We start from the raw sequence: 746 nt of genomic DNA, 5'->3' as shown, positions 1-746 counted from the left end.
CAGGAACATTCACAGTTGCCGATCCAGACACGGCGAATGTTTCAGTGGTATTGGCAGGCCCTAACAACCTAACATCAGGAGGGGAGCCTATATCGTGGACGTGGGACAACAGTACTCAAACGCTGACTGCGAAAACTGCTCACCTGAGCGTTGTTGCTACTGTTGTGCTGAGCGAGCCTTCAGCTTCAGGTCAAGGCTCTTGGGACTATACTATTACTCTGTTTGAGCCACTTGATCATCCTGTTAATGATGTGGAAGACATCATCAACTTTGATTTACAGATTTCTGTAAGTGATGGACAAACAACAACATCTCAAAGCTTAAATGTGGTCGTTGAAGACGATTGCCCATACGTGCCTGTGGTTGTTCAACCCGTTGATGTGTCGCTTACTGATGCACCAATCGTTCTGACAGGGCGTATAGATTTTGCAGGAAGTGAGGCAGATGCAACCAGTCGAACATTTGGGGACGTTGTTGTGACTGCAAACGGTTTTGTGTCTGACGAATCTGCGATGCTGGGAACAGCTGAAATCAATCAATCATCAGAAGGGATTGGCGTTAAAAGTTCTGGTAACAACGGCTTCCAGTTAGAAAACGAAGTCGATTATCGATTCGCGGGTAATGAGGGTGTATCAGAGCAGTTAATCATAGACTTAGGCAATAAAGTTGCTTATGGAGCAGAAATAGAATTTGAGAAAATGTTTGGTGGTGAACTTGAGAAAGGAATCGCATCTTTTTATAGAGAT

1 pseudogene is annotated in these 746 nt (G+C 44.6%); it reads left to right on the top strand.

Features of this window, described 5'->3' with window-relative positions:
* Positions 1–746: pseudogene (locus R7Q09_RS25300) on the top strand (hypothetical protein); the annotation flags it as partial.

It is taken from the genome of Vibrio sp. 2130-1 (assembly GCF_033339515.1).
Note: the sequence above shows the minus strand (reverse complement) of the source record. Positions and strands in the feature narration are given on the sequence as shown.